This is a genomic window from Pontimicrobium sp. MEBiC01747 (assembly GCF_053601635.1).
The window spans coordinates 1-15,418 of record NZ_JBSHNS010000257.1; the positions used below are offsets into that span (position 1 = coordinate 1).

Here is a 15,418-nt window from a genome sequence, read left to right on the forward strand (position 1 = left end):
TAGTAATACTCAACAAAAAATAACTGATACTAAAAGTTATCAAACTTTATTATTAAAAACAGTGTTATCTCCTAATCAGATGGCATTAGTTAACAATTTTTACAATTCATTAATCAAAAAACGAATCATTATGTTACACAAATCAAAATCTAAACCATTAAATCTATGGAAGTATGCTTTAATACTTCCTTTGTTAGCTCTATTTTTAATGAGCTTTAACACTAAAGAAATTTATACCACTACTGTAACTCCCTCTAAAACCGCTAATGTTTCTTCTATTGTAAAGACGTTAGAAGATATAGAAGCCGTAATTATTACTAAAGATTTTAGTAAAGAAGATTTTGAAAATGCAAAAAGACAATTTTATAACCTAGATGTTGATTTAAAGTTTAAAGGTATTAAACGAAATAATAAAGGGGAAATTATCGCAATTAAAGCCTCTTTTAAAACACCAGAAAATAATAAAGGTAATTATAATGTATCTGGGCAAAAACCAATAAAAGCTTTTAAGTTTTATTATAATTCTAGCAGCGGAGAGGTTGGCTTTGCAAAAGTAGAGAATCATTCTTTTATAGTAAAAGGCTCTCCTAATGATAATGTATTTATCTTATCTGGTGACGACGACCATAATGATAATAGTGATGAAAAGCACACATCTTATACTTATAAAAAGAAAAAAAATAGCAATAATAAAGATGAAGATGTGGAAGTTATTGTAAAAGGCAACCCTAGTAAAAGTATTATTAAGTTTAATACAGATATTAGTCCTAATAATTATAAACTAAAAAAGAATACTAATACAAATAGTGTTTATGTATACACTTCAAAAGATAACAATGAAAATGTAGAAGTTATTTTTAAAGAAAAAAACAAATCAAGCAAAGTAAAAGAAGGTAATACTTTTGTTTATTCCAATGAAAATAATGACAATAACAATGAAGACATTATTATTGTTAAGAAGGAAAACATCGTTAATGGAACTAAAGTGATTAATACTTGGAAACAAGATAAAAATAAGGAAGATGAAAATATTATTATAGACTTAAACCAAGACGATAACAAGGTAATTTTTAACACAGTTAAAAACCTAAAAGATCCTATTTATATTAAAGATGGTAAAGAAATTACTAAAGAGGAGCTATCATCTATTATTCCAAAAACGATAAAGAGTGTAAATATTTTAAAAGGTGAAAGCGCGATTAAATTACATGGTGAAAAAGCTAAAAACGGGGTAATCATTATTAAAACGAAGTAAATTATAGTTATATATTTTAATAAAGACTTAAAAGCTCGAATACAAGTATTCGAGCTTTTTTTATTTAATAATAATTTTCCTCGTTAGTGTTTTTCCTTCAACTTGAATTTTCGCCAAATACAATCCACTAGATAAGTTTAGTTTTAAATATGAATTATTTTTAAGTGTTTTAGTTTGAAGCAGCCTTCCTTCTGAAGAAAAGACAGAAACTTTGTATGTTCCATTAATTCCTGAAATATGTAAATTATTGTCTGCAGTTAAAGGATTAGGGTATAGTTTTACTATTTCCTTCTCAAAATCATCTATGCTTAACGAATTATTCCAAGTATCTCCTACATTATTCCCCCAAATATATTCTACTAAATCTGGGTTATCTATAAATGGGTTTCTATTAAATTGCCAAGTGTATACCACATTATTTCTGTTCATTTCGTAATCGTCTGGCGGGTCGTTTCTGTGCCAATCTAATAAGGTCGCTAAGTCTCCTAGTTCTCCATTTCCTGTTGTTGTAGGGAATCCATTAACAATATCTAAACCATTATATCTAACGTCTAAAAACAAAACGCTTCTTGCCACATCGCCTTTAAAACTTCCTGCTGTTCCTGTTGGCCCGTTATATCCTGTTCCTCCATAATGTTTATTACTTCTATTACTATTCTCTGGTCCATCTGCAGCTCGTAATGCATGAGCGTCTGAATTTGCGTGACGCAACGAATCTGCTTTTGTTGCCCAAAATGTATTTATACCATCTGCAATTTCATCGCCTTCTATATCATTAAAGCCGCCTCGCGATCTAGGAAATGTATGTTCTCTATTCCATTTTCCAAAATTACTTCCTCCTGTTTGTATATCTAACTTTGCACGTCCTTGTTCTGTATATACTAACCATACTTGATTACTGTTACTTGGGTTAACATCTGCTTCTTTTAAAATGTTTATAACATCGGCATAAGTTTGTGCTCTTACCGTTGCTGGATCTGCTATAATACCCTGCAATGCCTCTTTTAAGGCTGTGCCCGATAATCCATTTATAGGATCATAATATCCGTTTGGTTGTGTACTAGCAACTGTACCGTATGTGGGGTTTAATGGAGTTCCGTATGGGGCAACGATAAAATCATTATCTACAGCTCTTATAGTTATAAAGTTATTAAACGGAATGTATGGTGAAGATAAATTAGAAAATTTAATAACCAATTCTTCATCGCCTTCATTAAACGTATCGTCTACTAATGTTATACTTGTAGTTACCGAGTTTTGTCCGCTTAATATAGTAACGGTTGTATTTCCTGTATAGTCTGCAGTAGTAAAACCAAAGTTGTTAAGCGTAAAACTAAAAGTAGCATCTGCGGTTACATTAGTTTCTGCTGTAAAGGTTATATTGAACGTCTCTCCTTCTCCATACTGTGTTTGTGTGGTGGATATGGTTATAGGGTTGAATACTACTCCTGACCCATCGTTTAGTTGTCTTGGTGTTGGTGTTGTTACTGCATAGCTTGTTCCATCATTATTTAACTGTATAGATTCTGTTGTTTTGTTACCGTTTAAGTTTTCATCTATTTGAAACGTTTCTCCTAACAAGGTTTGCAATGTCACATCTTCTGGATCTCCTGTTTCATAAACCAATGCATCTATTAAGTTTGTAGTTGTCGCTAGAGTTCCATCTGGAAAATCTGTATCGTCTGCTTGATATATAGCTACTGCATCTGCTCCTTGTTGTATTATATTACTTGGTATTAGTACTTGAGGAAATGGTGTTAGTGTAGTGCTACCTAATACTAACAATCCATTTTCATCTGTTGTGGTTCCGTCTAAATCCTTAGCATAGTAACTAGAGTCCATGCCACTTGATGAGCCATTAAACAGTACTAAAACATATCCATCTAAGCTTGTATTTGCAGATGGAGTTTTTAATTCTATAAACTCTAAAGTATCTGTGCCTGGGGTATCGCAATCTAATTCGTTAATAACAACTTGGGCAGTACTTAATTGATTACAAATTAGTACTGCAATTATAATAATTATACTTCTCATATCATTTACACTTTTTGCAAAGGTACGTAACATTACTATAGTGAGCATTTTTTTATCTATAAGTCCCTCTTTTTTAACAAATCGTTTTTATAGATTTTTTTTTACAAAAAAAATCAAACCTCATTTTTAGTGTTTTTTTAAAATCAAATTTCCCTTGTAAATTAAAAACACATCAAAAAAACCCCTGTAATTGTTATAATATAAAACAATAAAGACTGTTTTAAACTACATATTTAAACACTAATAAAGCAAACAATGTTTTAAATTAAAACCTTTTATATTTTTTTAGTTATAAATGTAAATTTAAATTCATTAATTCTGTTAATTTCATTTGGATAATAGATTCCCAAAAATATATATTGGCTGAACAATCATTAAAAATGGTTGTAGTTGTTATTAACCTTTTAAACTATAAAACTTATGATCGCACTTGCCAAACTAATTATTGATGTTATCTTATGGATACTTCTTTAAGACTTACATAAAATGTAAAACTTAGTCTAGAATAAGTTTTATCATTTTTAAAATCTCTAAACACTATTTGGCAAACCGGTAATTAAATAATAGTTTTGAGAAATGAAAAAGCAATAAACTCTTTATGAATGGGTTTTGTTTTTATAGAATAACAGACATGAAAAAACAGTTATTTAAAGTATTAGCTAAACTTAATAAAGCCATTCTACCTAGCTATACTAAACAAAGATTAGATTTAAGTAAAGCCAGCAAACTACAAATGGCTATTTTTGGTTGGAAAGTTTTTGTTACAAAAAATGCTTTAGATTAATTTATAATCTAAAAACATTACTCTATACATTAAAACAAGTATTAGCAATATTTCTTTTTATTAAATTCTTGAATTAAAAAAAGCAAAATAAATTCTCATTTTATTTGGTACATTTAATAAAAAAGAAATATATTTGCACCCACAAAAAAAGGCCATGTGGCGCAACTGAATAGCGCACTTGATTACGGCTCAAGAGGTTGCAGGTTTGAATCCTGCCATGGTCACAAAAAACAAAACCTGTAATTTTATTACAGGTTTTGTTTTTTAACGAAATACTACTGGGAAGTTACAGTTTTTTAAGCTTTAATATTGTTTTTACAATTGTATAATCTACCTCATCGTCATCATCATCTTCTTCCTCATTTACACTTGAGTAAGTGATTTCAAATTTTTCACCTATCATTTCTTTTTTGTTAAGATCGAACATACGTTTTGCTTCTAACGAAAGCTTATTAAAACTAATTACTATTTCTTCTCCTTCTTCATCTTTATAACTAAAGGTAAACATGCCATCGTCTATCCCTCTATAAATAGCAGTGATGATAGATAGTTCTTCTTGGTTTTCTTCACTTACTTCTTCTATAATTTCTTCTTCTTCATCTTCTTGCGCTACTACAACATGGTTACAAAATAAGAATGCAATAAGGAATAACGGTAATAATTTTAATGTTTTCATTGTTAATTATTTATAATTGTTATACTACTAATGTTTTCAAAAAGATTCCTTGCCTTTTTGATGTTATTATTTAGACACCGAAGTTTTTTTGGGGTCACTTATCTATTTACTTTTTTTTGTTTTTTTTTACTAAACCGTATTAAAACTCTTTAGGAAAAAACAAGGCTTGCAGTTTTGCTAGTAGTATTAATTCCATTTTTGAACGCTTCCCCTTTTTTGTAGCAATTGCATTACAGGTTTCTAAAATTTGAGATTTAAGTGAGTTATTAAATAACGTTTTGTTTCTAAAATAATATTCAGAAAAAACCAAAAATGCTCTTTGCGCTTCTGTTTGGTTAGCTATTAGCTCTCGTAAGGTTTTATAAATGAGCTCTTGGCTATCTATTTCGGGTATGCTTTTAGTGAAATATTTTTTTGTAAAAGCTATAATTTGTAGTTTTTCATCGCGATTAATAGACCGGTCTGCCATTGCTATTGCATAAAGTAGATGTGCTAGCGATGTGTAATAATCTAGGTTTTTATATAGTGTATTACTCATTGCAATAAAATTAGGTATTATAAATTAACAGAATTATTTAGATAATAAATTTACGACTACAGTTTTTTAAAATAGTCAACATTTAAAACTAGCTTAACACTTCTTTTTAAGTTCAAAGAGGTCTTTACGTCTATCTCTTAAGTTTTTCACAGCTCCAAATTGATGTAATTCGCGTAAAAGGTTTATATCTACATCTGCAATAAGTATCATTTCTGTGTTTGGTGTTGCTTCTGCTTTTATACCATTGGTTGGAAACGAAAAGTCGCAAGGTGTAAAAACCATAGATTGCGCAAATTGTATATCCATATTTTCTACATTTGGTAAATTGCCCACGCTTCCTGCAATGGCTACGTAACATTCGTTTTCAATAGCTCTAGCTTGCGAGCAATGGCGCACACGTGAGTATCCATTTTGAGTATCTGTTAAAAAGGGCACAAATAGAATATCCATTCCTTCGTCTGCTAGTAACCTACCTAATTCTGGAAACTCAGAATCGTAGCAAATTAAGACGCCTATTTTTCCGCAATCTGTATCGAATGTTTTTATTTGGCTTCCTCCTTGCATTCCCCATACTTTTGCTTCATCTGGTGTAACGTGTAGCTTCTCGTAACGTTCTACTGTACCATCTCGCCTACATAAATACCCAACATTATATAAACGTCCATCTCGCATTTCTGGCATACTCCCAGAAATGATATTAATATTATAAGTAATAGAAAATTCTGAAAACTTTTCTACAATAGCTGTCGTGTGTTTGGCTAATTCTCTAATGGCATCTGGTGTTTTTAAATGATTGTCTTTTGCCATTAATGGTGCATTAAAAAACTCTGGAAACAATGCAAAATCTGAGCGATAGCCTGCAACTGCATCTATAAAATATTCCGCTTGATTTAAAAGTTCATCAAGGTCTTTATATGAACGCATTTGCCATTGTATTAACCCTAATCGAACTACACTTTTCTTTGTTGCTGCTTTCTTTGAAGGTTTTGTGTAATAGATATTGCCCCACTTCATTAAAATAGCATATTCTCCAGATGCTTCATCTCCTTCTAAATAGCCTTTCATTACTTTAATAGGGTGAAAGTCATTAGATATCTGAAAATTTAATACAGGGTCGTTAATTTCTTTTCGCTTTACTTTTTCAATATATTCTTTAGGTGAAATTGTGTTAGCATACTTACTGTAATTAGGCATTCTACCTCCAAACACAATTCCTTTTAAATTTAACTTTTCTGCTATTTCTTTTCGGTAATCATAAAGCCTTCTTCCCAGACGCAATCCTCTAAATTCTGGTTTTATAAAAACTTCTATTCCATACAAAATATCTCCATCATTATTATGTGTTCTAAAAGTATAATTGCCTGTAATGTCTATATAGGTATGATTGTCTTCAAAATCATCATATTCTACAATAATTGCTAGTGCACAACCTGCTAGCTGCCCATTAATTTTTATAACGACCTGCCCTTCAGGAAATTTATTTATTAACGCTTCTATATGATGCTCTTTCCAATAAGAGTTTGGCATATTTTTATATGCAGATATCATCACAGTTTTAAGTTCTTGGTAATCTTTTAAATCCAAAAATTTAAGCTCAATATTTTCTATGTCTTTTGTTTTCATTTATTTTTTTTCAAAAATTTCCTCTGCATTTTTAAAGCTCTTAAATTCTACCATATACTCGTTAGGGTCTGTAATAAAAAAAGATAAATGTTCTCCAACTTTATTTTCTAAAAATGTAACTTCTGTAGTGACATCAAAATTATTTTTAGAGAGTTTTTTGTACAATTTTTTCCAGGTATCATTATCCACCACAACTCCAAAATGAAATGTAGGCAATATTTTATCGCTTAATTTATAGTTTTTAAAGTTAAATTTAAAAGCTCCAGTGTTGGTAAATGTTAGTTGATTTCCATAAAGATTAATATCTACCCATGTTTCTGAGCTTCTACCTACTTTAGCTCCAAGCGTATTTATATAGAATTGTCTTGTATCTTCAACACTCTTGCAAGGAAGTGCTAAATGGAATGCTGCTTTCATATTAATATTATTTAAGGTTATCTCTTTTTGTATTATTTATAATACCTAATTACTGCGCTTCGGTCTTCTTTATCTAAATAGTCTAGAGCTTCTTGCCATGGTACCCAAAGTACATTTTTAAACTTATCTGGCTCGTTTAGCTTTATTTTTTCTATTGGTTTTGTTGTTGTGAAATAATATTTATAAACTAATTGCTTAGCCTTATTTTTACTCTTTATAGATAGGAAATAGGTTAACTCATTTTCTTTAAGTTTAACATCTATTTCTTCATAAGTTTCTCTAATTAACGAATTATAATCTACTTCTGTTTTCTTTTTTACACCTCCTGGTAACGAGTACTTTTTAATAACATCTCCTTTTTCAAGTACTAGTAAGTTATCATTATTAATTGCTATCAGTCTAACTTTATCTATTTTTTTTAAGGCTTTCATATTTATTTTTAATCAAAAAGGGTCTTGTACAGCTTCTGGGTCGTTATCCTCATAGGCTTCATAATCTTCTTCATCATAATCTTCCATTACTTTTTCTAACCTTGCACTTACTTTAACCAAATATTTAGTGTCGTCTGTAATAATCTCAACTGCTTCTATCCATTCATTTTTTGCATTTCTAAACTTTATAATATCTGCATCGTCGTATCCATCTGGAAATTTATCAACTACTAACGCTAGAATTTCTGGTGTTAATTTTTTAAAATCGACAATAACTCTTTTTAAATTTGGATTATTATTTTTCATAATTACATGTCTAATAGGTAAGCAAATATTAACGGTGCTACAATTGTAGCATCACTCTCTATAATAAATTTAGGTGTATTTATATCTAATTTACCCCATGTTATTTTTTCGTTTGGCACTGCCCCACTATAAGACCCATAGCTTGTTGTTGAGTCACTTATTTGACAGAAATAACTCCAAAAAGGGGTGTCTGTGCGCTCCATGTCTTGATATAACATTGGTACTACACAAATAGGAAAATCGCCTGCTATACCACCTCCTATTTGAAAAAAACCGATACCATTTTCTGAATTATCTGTATACCAATCTGCTAAATATGCCATATACTCAATACCTGATTTCATTGTATTGGCTTTGAGTTCTCCTTTCATAACATAACTTGCAAAAATATTTCCCATAGTACTATCTTCCCAGCCAGGTACTACAATTGGTAAATTAGCTTTTGCTGCGGCATACATCCAAGAGTCTTTTATGTCTATCTCGTAATGCTTCTCTAGCACACCAGAAAGCAATAACTTATACATAAACTCATGAGGGAAGTAACGCTCGCCGTTAGCTTCTGCATCTTTCCAAATCTTTACTATATGTTCTTGAATACGTCTAAAAGCTTCTTCTTCTGGAATACAGGTATCTGTAACACGATTTAAACCTCTTTCTAACAAATCCCATTCGTCTTGTGGTGTTAAGTCTCGATAGTTTGGTACACGCTCATAATGGCTATGTGCTACTAGGTTCATTATATCTTCTTCAAGGTTAGCGCCTGTGCACGAAATAATTTGCACTTTGTCTTTACGAATCATTTCAGCAAAAATTTTACCCAACTCTGCTGTGCTCATTGCTCCTGCTAAAGATACTAACATTTTAGAGCCTTTATTTAGTTGTTCTTCGTAACTTTTTGCAGCGTCTACTACTGATGCTGCATTAAAGTGCAAATAGTATTTTTCTATAAATTGAGAGATGGCTCCTTTACTCTTCATCTTGATTGTATTTTAATTTGTTTATAGTATTTTGATTTTTATTCCCGTATAGGTTTTCGTTTTCATCCTCTGCCTCTTGTTCTACAAATTTGTAGCTTAACATTTTATAGTATAGTTTTGCCGCTAAAAAGTCTGAAGATTTATCTATTTCATTTGGACATAGCTCTACAATATCAAAACCTACTACATTTTTTTCTTCAAAAACCTTTTTTAAAAACTCTAATGTTTCATACCAAAATAGCCCTCCTGGTTCTGGTGTACCTGTTGATGGCATTATTGAAGGGTCTAGGGCATCTAAATCTACTGTTATATACACATTATCGGTCATTAAATCTAAAGCGCTATCCATCCAATAATCATCATTTACCATATCGTGTGCAAAAAATACATTTTCTTCATTCATTACTCGTTTCTCCTCTATATCCATGCTACGAATTCCTACTTGTACTAAATTTGTATTCTCATTAGCTTCGTATAAAGCGCAAGCGTGGTTATATTTAGAGCCATCATATTCTTTTCTTAAATCGGCATGTGCATCAAGTTGTAATACTGTTAAATTATTAAAACACTCATCAAAAGCACGAATAGCTCCTATTGATACTGAATGTTCACCGCCAAACATAGTCACAAATTTGTTTCGTTTTATGTTTGCTTTAACTGCTGCATGAACGGCATTAACCATTGCTTCTGGCGCACTATTCTCTGTTACTGCATCTGCAAGATAAATACCCTGTTTATATACTTCACTATCTGTTTCAATATCGTACAACTCCATATTTTCTGAAGCGTGTAAAAAAGCTTCTGGACCTTTATCGGCTCCTTTTCCCCATGTGCTAGTACCATCGTAAGGCACAGGAATTAATACTATTTTTGATGTTTCTAAACTAGCATAGTTATTAGGAATGCCAGCATAATTAGTATTCGTTTTCATTTTTTGTAAAATAATTGCTATTAGTGTGTTGTTTTTAATACTTCTAAGGCTGAATGTGTTTTAGTTTTTTCTTTGTTCAAATTATTGTTTATTCCAAAGTCATAACCAAGTATAGATAATAAGCTTTCGGATGTTTGTTGTTCTGCAAATACCTCTGTTATTATTTCTCCTTCTTCATTTTTATTAATTAAAATATGTTTTGGAGTTGGGATTAAACAGTGTTGTAATCCTCCAAATCCTCCTATAGTTTCTTGATAGGCTCCTGTATTAAAAAAACCAATGTATAACGGTTTTTCTTTATTGTATTTAGGAAGATATATCGCATTCATATGCTGTTCGCTGTTGTAATAATCATCACTATCGCAGGTTAACCCTCCTAACAATACACGTTCGTATTCTTTATTCCATCCATTTATAGCCAACATTACAAAGCGTTTATTTATAGCCCAAGTGTCTGGCATTGTTGTTATAAAAGAGGAATTTATCATATTCCACTTTTCTCTATCATTTTGTTGTTTTTGATATAAAACTTCATAAATAGCGCCTCCACTTTCTCCTACTGTAAAACTTCCAAATTCTGTAAATATATTTGGTACTGCTACCCCTGCTTCATCGCAAACTTGCTTAATCTGTCTTATAATTTCGCTTACCATATAAGCATAGTCATAATCAAAAGCTAATGAATTTTTTATAGGGAACCCACCTCCTATATTAAGGCTATCTAGGCTAGGACATTCCTTTTTTAGGTTAACGTAAACTTTCATACACTTTAGTAGCTCATTCCAATAATAGGCAGTATCTCGTATACCTGTGTTTATGAAAAAGTGTAACATTTTTAAGGTTACTTTTGAGTTGTCCTTAATTTCCTTATTGTAAAAAGGCACAATATTTTTATAGCCAATACCTAAACGAGAGGTGTAAAACTCGAACTTTGGTTCTTCTTCTGAAGCTATTCGAATACCTATATTATAGTTACCATTAATAGCTTCACTTAACAAGGATATTTCTTCATAATTGTCTATTACCGTTATACAGTTTTTATGACCTTTATTAATTAGTCTTGCAATGTTTTGCACATATTGATCGCGTTTAAAGCCATTACAAATAACAAAGGTGTTATCGCTTATTTTATTTTGTGCTTTAAGGTTTTCAACAATATCTATATCAAAAGCCGATGATGTTTCTATATGAATATCGTTTTTAAGTGCCTCGTCTAATACATGCTTAAAATGAGAGCTTTTTGTACAATAACAATAGTTATAGTTACCTTCATAACTATGTTCTGTTATTGCATTTGCAAACCAGTTTTTTGCTCTGTTAATATTATCGGATATTTTTGGTAGGTATGTAAATTTTAATGGCGCACCATGTTTTTCTACTAGTGCCATTAAGTCAATTCCATGAAAGTTAAGTTTGTTTGATTTTAGGGTAAACTCTTCCTGAGGAAAATCGAAAGTTTGATCGATTAGATCGATGTATTTGGTTTTCATTATGTATAAATAAAAATTAGAAAAATGTATATTTTGCTTTAAAAGCAACAGAAACGTTATTTCTAATTATTCAGATACGAAATATAAAAATAGTAGATGGGTCGAAGCTATTTTGCTCCAACATACGGAATGCTATATTAATTTTAGAAGACAGCCTTGTGATTCGGTTCCTTATCCCTAAGGCAGTTTTTAGAGAAGACTTCTTTATTCTCCTAAACCCGAACATGAAAAACGATTTCATTTTGGTTATGGCAATGCGTTTATATAAAACTCATTTTAATTAAAAAAAGCTACACTTCTCAAGTTGAAAACATCTGGAGATGTGTAACTCTTTTGCTTTTAAGACACACTTTTTTTTTCTAGGTCACTTTTTTTTTTAAATAAAAAATAAATATTATTTTAAATAATGAAGAAACTGTGTCTTTATTAGTTTTTGGTAGTTAATGTAGACATCTTTTTATGCCTCTTTATTTTAGTAACCGCTCTCATTATTTTTTCTCTAAGATGGGCAGGTACTTCCTTTGGTACAACCGCAATAGATTTAAAAGGATTTTGTTTTACCATAGTATCTACTAAAATTAGGATTACTATAAATATGACACCTAAAAAACACATTGGTCACCTAAAAAATATTATATTTTTAAGTCTTCGAGGGATCAATATTATTTTCCTCCTCATCATTTTCTTCCTCATTAGCAATGATTTCTTCTACTTCTTGAAGAATGTCTTTTTTTAAGTCTTCTGGTATAGATACTTCTGGCTCTATGTTTTGAAACGGATTTTTTTTAGTCATTACTTAATAGTTTTTGATGCGCTTTTACTAATTTTATTCTTGCTCTTTTAAGCCGCATTTTAACCGCACTCTCATTAATATTAAGGAGGGTTTGTATTTCTTTAACAGAAATTTCATCTTGATATTTTAATAATAGAATAGCTTTATCTGCAGGTTCTATTAGCTCTAATGCTTTTTCTAAATTGGATGCTTTAAACTCAAAAATTTCATCTTCCTCAATATCATCTACTTGTGTAAGGTGTTTATCATTTTTATTTAATAATTCCCAACGTTCTCCTAATTTTTTTGCTGTATCTCTCTTTTTGTAATTTACTAAAAAGTTGTAGGTAAAGCTATAGAGCCACGTAGAGAATTTAGATTTCCCTTTAAAAGTATGCAGTTTTGTATACAGCTTTAAAAAAACGTCTTGAGTTAAATCTTGTGCTTCATCGCTATCCTCCGCAAAACTGTAACATTTACTATATATTTTTTTACTGTACCTATCGTATAACTGTCCAAAGAGTGCAGAGTCATTTGAATTTAATATTAGTTTCACTAACTCTTCATCTGTGGTATATATTGCATTTTTATTAGTGCTATTTGAAACTGCACTAAACATGATTATTATAAGGTCATTTTTTAATGACATAAGTTCTTTTTAAGGAATTAAGTTGATTTGTTAAAGATAAAGTTTTGTGTCTCCTTAAACAAAAAGTTTTTAATAACCTTAGGAGAGTTTTTAAACTTAAAACGTCTTTAGTAAATAGTTTGTATAACTTTAAATAGTGTTTATTACTGTATAGAGTGTCTTTTTATTTTTTAATAATTAAGTAAGCTTTACTTAAAAAAGTAGACTTACATTTGCATAATCTCATTTTAATACTAATATATTAATGAAACCTATTGTACAAATCTTAATCCTTAGCTTATGCCTTACCTCTTGTAAGGACACGGTTAGGGTTACCGCTACTAAAGCACCTACTCCTAATATTATAAAAGCGGATACACTTACACCAGCAAAAACACTTAGCAAGGCCGAATTATTAGTAAATAAGGCCATAAAAGCTCATGGTGGGCGTTTGTATAATAATGCTTCTTATACTTTTATTTTTAGAAAAAAAGAATACTCTTTTACTAATAACGGTAGTAATTACCGCTATGAAATGAAAAATGAAACTGAAGGGGATTTAATTTATGATGTTTTAGAAAACGGCACATTAACTAGAGTTATTAATGACAAGCGTGTTAATTTAAATGAGAAACAAATTAAAGCATACTCGGGTGCTTTAAATTCTGTAATTTATTTTGCTACTTTACCTCATAAATTAAATGATGCTGCCGTTAATAAAGCTTTTAAAGGCACGACATCTATAAAAAACGAAGATTACAATATTATTGAAATTACTTTTAATAAAGAAGGTGGTGGTCAAGACCATGATGATGAATTTTATTATTGGATAAATACAAAAACTAACACTATAGATTATTTAGCCTATAATTACCTTGTAAATGGTGGAGGCGTTCGCTTTAGAAGCGCCTATAATGCACGTACAGTAGATGGTATTAGGTTTCAGGATTATATAAATTTTAAAGCTCCTGCAAATACTCCTCTTAAGGACTTACCTAAATTATACGAGAATGGAGAGTTAAAAGAGTTATCGCGAATTGAAACTGAAAATATAATTAACTTAAATAAGTAGAGGCTTATTTAGGTGTAGTATAATAAAAAGCCGATTCTCTAATTAAGAATCGGCTTTTTATATCTATTTTAAACTTTTATTCTTTTAAATAATTTCTGCGCTTAAACCTGCTTGTTGTAATTTAGAGCATCGTGGCTTTAAATCCTTAATATCTCCAGTTTTAACGGTACATTTTCCTTTATAATGCACTAATATAGAGCACTGCTCTGCTTGTTCTGGCGTATGGTCGCAGGCATAAATTAACATATCTATTACATGATCGAATGTATTAACATCATCATTGTATAATACAATTTCATTATTCTTTTTTTCTTTAGTTGATACTTCAACTTGTTCTAATACTTGTTCTTGAGTACTCATCTTCTTCAAAATTATAACACTAATTTATATAATATTATACAAAGATAAAAACAAAAAGAGTTCCTTTTTGATACTTCCTTCTTAAAATAAGAGTTAAAAATTAAATATCTAAAATACTAAAACCTCCATATTTATGTTACAAAAAATGAGCCATTTAGATTATACTAAATGACTCATTTACAACTAATTTTATAGTTAAGATTTGGTTTTACTTAAAAGCAAAACATAATCTATAGTTTTAGCTTAACATGGACCTATTAAACTCCATCCGCTACTTGTACGCTCATAAAGGTTACCAAAGTATGTAACGCGGTCTCCTACAGAGTAACTTGCATTACTTTGCCATTCTGATACTCCATCGCATATACCTCCACCAGAGGTCGTTGGATACATAGAGCGTAAAGAAGATACATCGTTAGCGTTAAAATTACCACTTGCTCCTGAAGAAAAGCATGCTTGCATAACTGAAGTTAAATCTCTTCCTGTTGGTGTTCCAGATATGTGTATTGCACCATCTGATCCTGTTCCTTCGTTTCCTTGACTAGATGTAGGGCAACTTAAACGATCAAACCAATCTGAATGTCTGAACCCTACAGAGTGTCCAATCTCATGTGTAATAACGTGTTCATTTACATTAGTTGAAAATTGCTCTAAGTTATATATTTGCACGAATTTATGAGGTGTTCCGTTAGATTTTGGAAAACCAGCAACTCCACCTGTACCATTAGTATTCACTGTATTATCGTATACAACCATATCTGCAGCTTGGTAATTGGTTCCAAATGATAAATTAAAACTTAATGCCATATTACTAATATTATTGTAATTATTTACGGCTCTAGACAATGCTGTTTGCGCTTTACTAGATAATGCTTGACTTCCTCCTGTGTAACCTAAAATGTTTATTGTTCTATTTGCTCCTGTTACTAGATTAGCTGTTCTGTATTGACGCCCTGTACCAGAATATGCTTCATTTAATAACTGAATCTCTTCTCTAGTAATTACAATATCGCTACCTATATAAATTCTCTCTTCTACAGAACCGTCTGGTAGATGAAAGTCTCCTTTTGTAATAGCTCCTGCATCTAATTCGAGGTCTCTAATTGAGTTTAATAAATCTATAT

The 15,418-nt window shown here is 30.7% G+C and carries 17 protein-coding genes and 1 tRNA gene; 4 read left to right on the forward strand and 14 right to left on the reverse strand.

Annotated elements, in window-relative coordinates:
- Window positions 1-130: 130 nt before the first annotated feature.
- Window positions 131-1,255, forward strand: coding sequence for a hypothetical protein (locus ACVC2P_RS08175; RefSeq protein ID WP_452597985.1), 1,125 nt, complete (start codon window positions 131-133; stop codon window positions 1,253-1,255).
- A gap of 60 nt (window positions 1,256-1,315) precedes the next feature.
- On the opposite strand, the gene ACVC2P_RS08180 is transcribed toward ACVC2P_RS08175, so the two are convergent.
- Complete coding sequence (locus ACVC2P_RS08180; protein ID WP_452597986.1) at window positions 1,316-3,337, reverse strand: endonuclease; 2,022 nt, start codon at window positions 3,335-3,337, stop codon at window positions 1,316-1,318.
- Window positions 3,338-3,920: 583 nt separating this feature from the next.
- On the opposite strand from ACVC2P_RS08180, the gene ACVC2P_RS08185 reads away from it, so the two are divergent.
- Together ACVC2P_RS08185 and ACVC2P_RS08190 are read left to right on the forward strand one after the other, a co-directional pair.
- On the forward strand, window positions 3,921-4,073 hold the full coding sequence (locus ACVC2P_RS08185) for an SsrA-binding protein (protein WP_452597987.1): 153 nt from the start codon (window positions 3,921-3,923) through the stop codon (window positions 4,071-4,073).
- Window positions 4,074-4,223: 150 nt separating this feature from the next.
- Window positions 4,224-4,297, forward strand: a tRNA-Arg gene (locus ACVC2P_RS08190).
- 62 nt (window positions 4,298-4,359) lie between these two features.
- Here ACVC2P_RS08190 and ACVC2P_RS08195 read toward each other — a convergent pair.
- The 11 genes from ACVC2P_RS08195 to ACVC2P_RS08245 all read right to left on the reverse strand — a co-directional run bounded on the left by ACVC2P_RS08195 (window position 4,360) and on the right by ACVC2P_RS08245 (window position 12,883).
- On the reverse strand, window positions 4,360-4,749 hold the full coding sequence (locus tag ACVC2P_RS08195) for a hypothetical protein (RefSeq protein ID WP_452597988.1): 390 nt from the start codon (window positions 4,747-4,749) through the stop codon (window positions 4,360-4,362).
- Between the two features lie 139 nt (window positions 4,750-4,888).
- On the reverse strand, window positions 4,889-5,287 hold the full coding sequence (locus ACVC2P_RS08200) for a hypothetical protein (RefSeq protein WP_452597989.1): 399 nt from the start codon (window positions 5,285-5,287) through the stop codon (window positions 4,889-4,891).
- A 93-nt stretch (window positions 5,288-5,380) separates the two neighbouring features.
- Window positions 5,381-6,910, reverse strand: coding sequence for a bifunctional GNAT family N-acetyltransferase/carbon-nitrogen hydrolase family protein (locus ACVC2P_RS08205; protein WP_452597990.1), 1,530 nt, complete (start codon window positions 6,908-6,910; stop codon window positions 5,381-5,383).
- The gene (locus ACVC2P_RS08210) at window positions 6,911-7,327 is read right to left on the reverse strand and encodes a VOC family protein (RefSeq protein WP_452597991.1); all 417 of its coding nucleotides are present in this window, start codon (window positions 7,325-7,327) and stop codon (window positions 6,911-6,913) included.
- 32 nt (window positions 7,328-7,359) lie between these two features.
- On the reverse strand, window positions 7,360-7,758 hold the full coding sequence (locus ACVC2P_RS08215) for an NUDIX hydrolase (RefSeq protein WP_452597992.1): 399 nt from the start codon (window positions 7,756-7,758) through the stop codon (window positions 7,360-7,362).
- Window positions 7,759-7,770: 12 nt separating this feature from the next.
- On the reverse strand, window positions 7,771-8,064 hold the full coding sequence (locus ACVC2P_RS08220; RefSeq protein ID WP_452597993.1) for a hypothetical protein: 294 nt from the start codon (window positions 8,062-8,064) through the stop codon (window positions 7,771-7,773).
- A gap of 2 nt (window positions 8,065-8,066) precedes the next feature.
- The gene (locus ACVC2P_RS08225; RefSeq protein WP_452597994.1) at window positions 8,067-9,041 is read right to left on the reverse strand and encodes a deoxyhypusine synthase family protein; all 975 of its coding nucleotides are present in this window, start codon (window positions 9,039-9,041) and stop codon (window positions 8,067-8,069) included.
- Window positions 9,031-9,972, reverse strand: a complete 942-nt coding sequence (gene speB, locus ACVC2P_RS08230; protein WP_452597995.1) for an agmatinase — start codon at window positions 9,970-9,972, stop codon at window positions 9,031-9,033. Before speB ends, ACVC2P_RS08225 begins: the two co-directional genes overlap by 11 nt.
- 20 nt (window positions 9,973-9,992) lie before the next feature.
- Window positions 9,993-11,462 carry an arginine decarboxylase gene (locus ACVC2P_RS08235; protein WP_452597996.1) on the reverse strand — a complete coding sequence of 490 codons (1,470 nt, stop codon included), beginning with the start codon at window positions 11,460-11,462 and terminating at the stop codon, window positions 9,993-9,995.
- Between the two features lie 640 nt (window positions 11,463-12,102).
- The gene (locus ACVC2P_RS08240) at window positions 12,103-12,255 is read right to left on the reverse strand and encodes a hypothetical protein (protein ID WP_452597997.1); all 153 of its coding nucleotides are present in this window, start codon (window positions 12,253-12,255) and stop codon (window positions 12,103-12,105) included.
- Entirely contained in the window at window positions 12,248-12,883 is a 636-nt protein-coding gene (locus ACVC2P_RS08245) for an RNA polymerase sigma factor (RefSeq protein WP_452597998.1), read from the reverse strand. The genes ACVC2P_RS08240 and ACVC2P_RS08245 overlap by 8 nt, the downstream gene beginning before the upstream one ends.
- A gap of 244 nt (window positions 12,884-13,127) precedes the next feature.
- Between ACVC2P_RS08245 and ACVC2P_RS08250 the strand changes: the two genes are divergently transcribed.
- Window positions 13,128-13,934 (forward strand): DUF6503 family protein, encoded by an 807-nt coding sequence (locus tag ACVC2P_RS08250; RefSeq protein ID WP_452597999.1) that lies wholly within the window; start codon window positions 13,128-13,130, stop codon window positions 13,932-13,934.
- 84 nt (window positions 13,935-14,018) lie between these two features.
- Here the strand turns inward: ACVC2P_RS08250 and ACVC2P_RS08255 are convergent, their stop codons facing one another.
- Together ACVC2P_RS08255 and ACVC2P_RS08260 are read right to left on the reverse strand one after the other, a co-directional pair.
- The gene (locus tag ACVC2P_RS08255) at window positions 14,019-14,294 is read right to left on the reverse strand and encodes an ATP-dependent Clp protease adaptor ClpS (RefSeq protein ID WP_452598000.1); all 276 of its coding nucleotides are present in this window, start codon (window positions 14,292-14,294) and stop codon (window positions 14,019-14,021) included.
- A 243-nt stretch (window positions 14,295-14,537) separates the two neighbouring features.
- Window positions 14,538-15,418 (reverse strand): M57 family metalloprotease (locus tag ACVC2P_RS08260; RefSeq protein ID WP_452598001.1); only part of this gene is annotated, 881 nt, incomplete at its 5' end.

Coding starts and splice junctions, on each gene's coding strand:
- speB (WP_452597995.1), bottom strand. CDS start 9,972: ATGAAAACGAATACTAATTATGCTGGCATTCCTAATAACTATGCTAGT.
- ACVC2P_RS08180 (WP_452597986.1), bottom strand. CDS start 3,337: ATGCTCACTATAGTAATGTTACGTACCTTTGCAAAAAGTGTAAATGAT.
- ACVC2P_RS08185 (WP_452597987.1), top strand. CDS start 3,921: ATGAAAAAACAGTTATTTAAAGTATTAGCTAAACTTAATAAAGCCATT.
- ACVC2P_RS08195 (WP_452597988.1), bottom strand. CDS start 4,749: ATGAAAACATTAAAATTATTACCGTTATTCCTTATTGCATTCTTATTT.
- ACVC2P_RS08220 (WP_452597993.1), bottom strand. CDS start 8,064: ATGAAAAATAATAATCCAAATTTAAAAAGAGTTATTGTCGATTTTAAA.
- ACVC2P_RS08200 (WP_452597989.1), bottom strand. CDS start 5,287: ATGAGTAATACACTATATAAAAACCTAGATTATTACACATCGCTAGCA.
- ACVC2P_RS08225 (WP_452597994.1), bottom strand. CDS start 9,041: ATGAAGAGTAAAGGAGCCATCTCTCAATTTATAGAAAAATACTATTTG.
- ACVC2P_RS08210 (WP_452597991.1), bottom strand. CDS start 7,327: ATGAAAGCAGCATTCCATTTAGCACTTCCTTGCAAGAGTGTTGAAGAT.
- ACVC2P_RS08215 (WP_452597992.1), bottom strand. CDS start 7,758: ATGAAAGCCTTAAAAAAAATAGATAAAGTTAGACTGATAGCAATTAAT.
- ACVC2P_RS08240 (WP_452597997.1), bottom strand. CDS start 12,255: ATGACTAAAAAAAATCCGTTTCAAAACATAGAGCCAGAAGTATCTATA.
- ACVC2P_RS08255 (WP_452598000.1), bottom strand. CDS start 14,294: ATGAGTACTCAAGAACAAGTATTAGAACAAGTTGAAGTATCAACTAAA.
- ACVC2P_RS08235 (WP_452597996.1), bottom strand. CDS start 11,462: ATGAAAACCAAATACATCGATCTAATCGATCAAACTTTCGATTTTCCT.
- ACVC2P_RS08205 (WP_452597990.1), bottom strand. CDS start 6,910: ATGAAAACAAAAGACATAGAAAATATTGAGCTTAAATTTTTGGATTTA.
- ACVC2P_RS08250 (WP_452597999.1), top strand. CDS start 13,128: ATGAAACCTATTGTACAAATCTTAATCCTTAGCTTATGCCTTACCTCT.
- ACVC2P_RS08245 (WP_452597998.1), bottom strand. CDS start 12,883: ATGTCATTAAAAAATGACCTTATAATAATCATGTTTAGTGCAGTTTCA.
- ACVC2P_RS08175 (WP_452597985.1), top strand. CDS start 131: ATGTTACACAAATCAAAATCTAAACCATTAAATCTATGGAAGTATGCT.